Source organism: Nonomuraea longispora (assembly GCF_004348345.1).
In the GTDB taxonomy this organism is placed as follows: Bacteria; Actinomycetota; Actinomycetes; order Streptosporangiales; family Streptosporangiaceae; genus Nonomuraea; species Nonomuraea longispora.
Genome location: NZ_SMJZ01000335.1, coordinates 1 through 5,272, shown reverse-complemented (window position 1 = coordinate 5,272; position 5,272 = coordinate 1). Strand labels below are relative to the sequence as shown.

5 protein-coding genes and 1 tRNA gene are annotated in these 5,272 nt (G+C 67.5%); 1 reads left to right on the top strand and 5 read right to left on the bottom strand.

What is annotated here, in order from left to right:
* Positions 1-191: 191 nt before the first annotated feature.
* A tRNA-Tyr gene (locus E1267_RS42390) sits at positions 192-273 on the top strand.
* 121 nt (positions 274-394) lie between these two features.
* Here the strand turns inward: E1267_RS42390 and E1267_RS42385 are convergent.
* The 5 genes from E1267_RS42385 to E1267_RS42365 all read right to left on the bottom strand — a co-directional run bounded on the left by E1267_RS42385 (position 395) and on the right by E1267_RS42365 (position 5,185).
* Positions 395-1,855, bottom strand: coding sequence for a tyrosine-type recombinase/integrase (locus E1267_RS42385; protein WP_132341766.1), 1,461 nt, complete (start codon positions 1,853-1,855; stop codon positions 395-397).
* Positions 1,855-2,046: a helix-turn-helix transcriptional regulator gene (locus tag E1267_RS42380; RefSeq protein WP_132341764.1), complete on the bottom strand. Its 192-nt coding sequence runs from the start codon at positions 2,044-2,046 to the stop codon at positions 1,855-1,857. Before E1267_RS42380 ends, E1267_RS42385 begins: the two co-directional genes overlap by 1 nt.
* Before the next feature lie 132 nt (positions 2,047-2,178).
* Positions 2,179-3,354, bottom strand: a complete 1,176-nt coding sequence (locus tag E1267_RS42375) for a DUF3631 domain-containing protein (protein WP_132341762.1) — start codon at positions 3,352-3,354, stop codon at positions 2,179-2,181.
* Positions 3,351-4,307, bottom strand: coding sequence for a bifunctional DNA primase/polymerase (locus E1267_RS42370; protein ID WP_132341760.1), 957 nt, complete (start codon positions 4,305-4,307; stop codon positions 3,351-3,353). Before E1267_RS42370 ends, E1267_RS42375 begins: the two co-directional genes overlap by 4 nt.
* Complete coding sequence (locus tag E1267_RS42365; RefSeq protein ID WP_181957925.1) at positions 4,304-5,185, bottom strand: deazapurine DNA modification protein DpdA family protein; 882 nt, start codon at positions 5,183-5,185, stop codon at positions 4,304-4,306. The genes E1267_RS42370 and E1267_RS42365 overlap by 4 nt, the downstream gene beginning before the upstream one ends.
* Positions 5,186-5,272 lie beyond the last annotated feature (87 nt).

The window sequence follows — 5,272 nt, the reverse complement described above, 5'->3', positions numbered from 1 at the left end:
CGCTCACTTCCCCCCGAACCCTCCACGCACCCCGCCACGACACGACCGCGTACGGAGGAAGTTGCGTGCGCCGAAGAACCGGGCAGTGCGTGTGTGGCACGCGATGGGTATCCGGCCCGGGACAAACCGGTGTCACGTACACCTCTGAAGTCCGCTATCCTTCTGTCTGTCGCCGCGAGAGCGGAAGACACGGCAGGTTGCCCGAGTGGCCAAAGGGAGCGGTCTGTAAAACCGTCGGCTCAGCCTACGCAAGTTCGAACCTTGCACCTGCCACACCAGCGGGAAGAGGCCCGTCACCAGCGGAAACGCGGTGACGGGCCTCTCGCTTTACGTCCGGCCGTCTACGGCTCACGCCGGTCCGCTACGGGTGTCTACGCTGAATACGCGCTGAAGATCAATAGGCATGGTCCGGGGAGTCCGGCGGCTTCGGAGACGTCGGGGGTAGGGCTGCCTCGATGCGCCGCATGGCCTCAGCCTGCCCGCCAGAGATGCACTTGGCGTAGACCCGTAGCAGCACCTCGACGCTGTGCCCTGCCCACTCGGCGACCTGGGGCGGGTTCACGCCGGCGTTGAGCCACGCGGAGACGCACGCGTGCCGGAAGTCGTACGGCCGACCGGCGATTCCTGACGCTTGCTCAGCGGGCGTGAGAGCACGCTTACGCGCCGCGTGCCAGACCGGAAGGTAGGTGCTGTCGCGAATGATGCCGCGCCGGGGTCCAGTGAAGATGCGGCCTTCTCGATCAGCGGGGAATGCGGCGATGTGGGCGCGCAATAGCGTGACGAGATCGGGGTGAATGGGTACTAACCGCTTCGCCTTCGGCGCGCGGTGCTTCAACCCGCGGCGCTGTCTCGCACTCCCGTCGTCCGTCCACTTGGTTCCAACCTCGGGGGCGACATTGGTCAGGATGAATGTACCCCAGCCATCGGCATCGGGAAGGTTTGCGATGTTCTCTTTCCGCAGGTCAATCACCTCTTCAGGGCGGAGCGCGGCGTAATACATGCAACCGAAGAAGGCAACGAGGCGCTTGCCCATGGCACCTTCCCTGCCGACTTCGGAGAGAATGGCGCGGGCCTGCGTGGGATTGGTGACCACGCCGGGGTCCACAGCTTCCTCGGTCTTGGGCTTGGTCCACGTGATGTTGTGGAGCGGATTCTCTGGCAGCGCGTTGATCTCTATGGCGAACTTGAAGAGGTTGTTGAGGACCTGGCGCTTGCGCTTCACGGTGTTGCCCGCGGCGGCAGTGCCGTCTTGCGTCTGGCTGATGCGTTCGAGGATCGAGCGGGTGAGGCTGGCGCCGTGCCTCGACTGCGTCAGCTCGTGGACGTCGATGGTGTTGTTCTGTAGCCATCGGATCACGTGCTCAATGTCCGCCGGAGGGGCAAGCCAGCGGATCGCCGGGTTCTGATCCTTTCGGGTGCCCTTTTCGCCATCGCGCGTACGCGTGCTGAGAACCCAGTCACGCAGGGCGGCGCGGAGCTCTTTGCGAGCCGGTCGCCCGTTGTCTCCTGCCGACACCGCTTCAGTCGCGTCGGTGAGGGCTTCGGCGATGCTTCTGCGGTGGTTGCCTGACGCGTACGGCCATTTGGCGTCCATGTAGGCGCAGACCAACGTGAACCAGCTAACGGCCTGTTCATCGCGCTTCCACGAAAGCGGTCGTCCGTCGTCGATGCTAAATGCTTCGCCCTTGTTGGCGGCGACCGTGAGTTCCGCCTTGAAACTCTCCGCTTGGGCCTTGAGTCGGAAAGGTGCCCTGAAGGCTGCTTTGGCCACCCGCCAGCGAACGGTGTAGGTGCTGACCTCAGTCCCCTGGTAGACCTCGGTTTTCCAGATGCGAACGTCGTAGCTGGCGTTCATCAGGCGGCGTCCTCCAGGCTGGTCAGCCAGCGCTCGTAGTCGGTGCGGCGGATGCGAAGGTCGCCGTTGGGCAGCTTGAGGCAGCGTGGGGCGCGGCCTTTGGCACGCCAGTCGTAGAAGGTGGATCGGGCTATGCCGAGCTCGGTGCAGAAGTCGGCTACGGTCATGGGCTTGCTTGCGGTGGCTGCCATGAGCGTGTTCCCTTCCGGTTTCCATGATCGATAGAACCGCTGAATGCACGAGGGGGAGGGGTAGCCGTATCAACCCGTAACAGCGTCGTTTTCACTGGTCAGGGCTGATACGGCTTACTGATGCGTTACGACTTAAGCCGTAACGGTGTCGGAAGCCGTACCAGCTTGATCTGCGGTGTTACGGCTTGTACGGCTGCTGCGCCCTCCTCTGTCCAAGGGCAAGACGGCGGCCTCGGGGACGGGTTCTACGGCCGGGCAGTAGCGCGCCCATGCGTCGGCGAAGTCGCCGCGGTGGTAGCCCCTCAATGGACCGCTTGGGAAGCGCATCATGGCCGGTCGAATGCCGTACTCGCGGAGCATCAGTCCGAGCTTCATCGCGGTTAGCCCGGCGGGGCCGTGCTCGATCCATTCGCCTTCCGGATCGGCCTTGAGCCGTTCCAGGAGTACGGCGGTGGGCAGCGCGGTGTCGGTGCCGAACGCGGTCCGGCAGTCGGCCAGCAGCCGAACGCGGGGCGAGGGTTGCCCGTTGTCGTCGGCTTCGGCGGTGAGCGCGACGGCGGCGGTACGGGCGCGTTCGGGCCAGGTGCCGCCGGCGTAGTCGGCGACGATGACCAGGGGTTCCCAGGTGTCGGCGGCGCGGTCCTCGACGGGCATGGCGGGTTCTGCCTCCTCCAAGCTGCTCAGGTCGGCCCGTAGCCACTGGTTGAGGTCGGTGGCCAGCTGGCGGAGCGGGGTGCGGTCGCGGCGGTGGCGGTAGGGTGCGGCAGTCTCGCCAGGGGCACGGCGGCGCATGCGGACGACGACGGCGCGGTCTTCGATGGTGTCGGGCATGGCTCCGATGCCGGCGAGTGCGGCCATGGCGAAGGTCGGAATGCTCTCGACACGGTTGGTGGCGGCGTCGTAGCGTTTGGCCGGCCGGTTGCGCTGATGACCGGCATTGAGCAGGCCGCGCAAGTCCTCGTTGCCGTCCGCTTTGGGGCCGAAGATGGTGTCAGCTTCGTCCACGAGCATGGTGGGCGGGTCCTCGGTGATGGACCGGTAGACCGCGGCGCTGGAGGAGTTGACCGTGATGAACGGCTGGTGGCAGGTGGCCTCGACGATGTCGAGCAGGCGCGACTTGCCGCACCGCTTCTCCGGGCCGCGGATGACCAGGCGGGGCGCGTGCGCCCACGCGGGTTGGGCGTGTGAGGCTGCGATCCACAGGGTGACGGCGTCGGCGGTTTCGCTGCTGGGCAGGATGACGTAACGGGTCAGGGCGGCGCGTAGCCGGTCGAGCAGGGCCGCGCCGGCGGGCGTTTGATGGTTCATGGTCGGTTCTCCCTCGGTGGTGCACATGCGGCCTTGCGGCGGCGCGGTTGGGCCGTCATGCCGGCCCGCAGGCCGGAGGCGATGACAGCGGCGATCTCGCGGGGAGAGTTCGGCGGTAGCTCGGGGTGGCGGTGGTTGGCGAGCTCGGCCGCGCGGGTGAGTGCGGTGGTGACCACCTGCTCGGGCAGCACGCGACGGGTGACGAGCTGCCCGAGGTTGAACGCGGCCAGGTTGAGGGCGTAGTTGCGGCTTCCGCCGGGTGCGCCGGCCACGCGGTCGGCCTCGGAGCGTAGAGCCGTCTCGCCGTACTTGCTCAGCCGGTGGCCGGGCAAGTTGCCGAGCAGGTCGCCGGACGGGGCGGGTGGCGGCGCGGGGGTCAGCGCCTCGGTGAGCCAGGCCGGAAGCGGTGCCGGTGGCGCGTCGCGGATGATCTCGTACGAGCCGGTGCCGTCGCGCTGGCGGACGTAGCTGCCGGCGGCGACGACGTAGCCGCCATGGGCGCGGGTGTCGATCAGCCAGCCGAGTCCGCTCTTGCTACCTGCGGTGTTGCGTAGCCGGACGTTCTCGGGGGCGGTGTAGTACAGGTGCAGGCCGCCGCGTCGGGTGCGCACGGTCAGCGTGTCGCCGGGATATGGCTGGCCGCGGCGCTCGCACAGGAGGCGGAAGACCTCCTGGCCGCAGGTGGCGCCGTCGCGGGCGGCATCGGCGGGGGGGTTCTCGTCGGGTTTGGGCGTGTCGAGGTCGATCACGACCAGCTTGGAAGGGCCGCATGCGATGCCGACGTTGTACGGGGCGTGTGTCCAGAACGCGGTGATGCGGTCGGGGTCGTCGGTGGCGTGTCGTTCCCAGTTGGTGAACCCACGTAGCGGCTTCTTGCCGTACGGGGTGAGAGGGAAAATTCGCCAGCCGTAGCCGATGGCGGCCAGCGCCTGGCTCGCAGTAGGGGGGATCATGCGGCCTCTCTTGCGGCGTTGTGAAGTAGGGCGGTGTGGTCGTCGTGCCGCTCGGTGTCGCCGTGGGGATGCAGCTTGGCCAGCAGTCGGCGGCGCCATTGGATGGCGTAGCGCAGGCAGTTGGCGCAGTTGCGGTGGATGCAGCCGGGCAGGGGTGGGCTGTGGAAGGCGTCCTTGCTCCATGCCATGGAGTCCGCCGAGATCAGGTAGCGGCCGTAGCGCAGCAGGCCCAGGGTTTTGACCCCGAATCCGTGCAGGCGTAGCCCGAGCCCGGACAGGCTAGTCACGATTTGACCGATCTCCTCGGTGGACTGCCGGCGGCAGACTGAGCCGACACCGACCAGCGGTAGCGTGGCCAGATCGACGCCGGCGGCGGCGTACAGCTCGACGCAGTGCAGGTAGTCGTCGAGCTGCCAGCCCTGCACGACGGGGAAGATGTTCAGGTCCGGGGCGAGTTGGCGCAGCGTGAGGTAGTTGTCCACGGTGCGGTGCTGGTGTTCGCGCACGCTGAGGTGGGTGCCGACGAAGGTCTGTCGTCCGAAGCGTCCGCCGTGGATGATGGCGGGCTCGCACATCCAATCCTGTGGGGCTGCCCATCGGAGATTGATCTGTTCTCGGTGGAGGCGTAGCCATGCCACGTACTCATGCGGGGTGACGGTCCACCGGCCGTGACGCTGCAGTTCGGTGAAGCCACGCGAGTCCACGTAGGTGGGGCAGCGTGCGGCCAGCTGGCGGGGCAACGGCCGGCGCGCCAGCCGACCATAGCTGATCATCACGGGGAAGGTGACGCGTGCCAGCCATCCCGGCTCAGGCAAGCCCGTGACGAACTCGGGAGGCTCGGCGGTGGCACGGTCGGCCGCGGCCTCAACGCCCCCCATTGGACGCCGTCCTTTCGGGCTGCCACTGGCCGGTGCCGTCGCAGTGGCGGCACCACCAGACCTTGTAGACCTGGGCGGGGGCGTGGG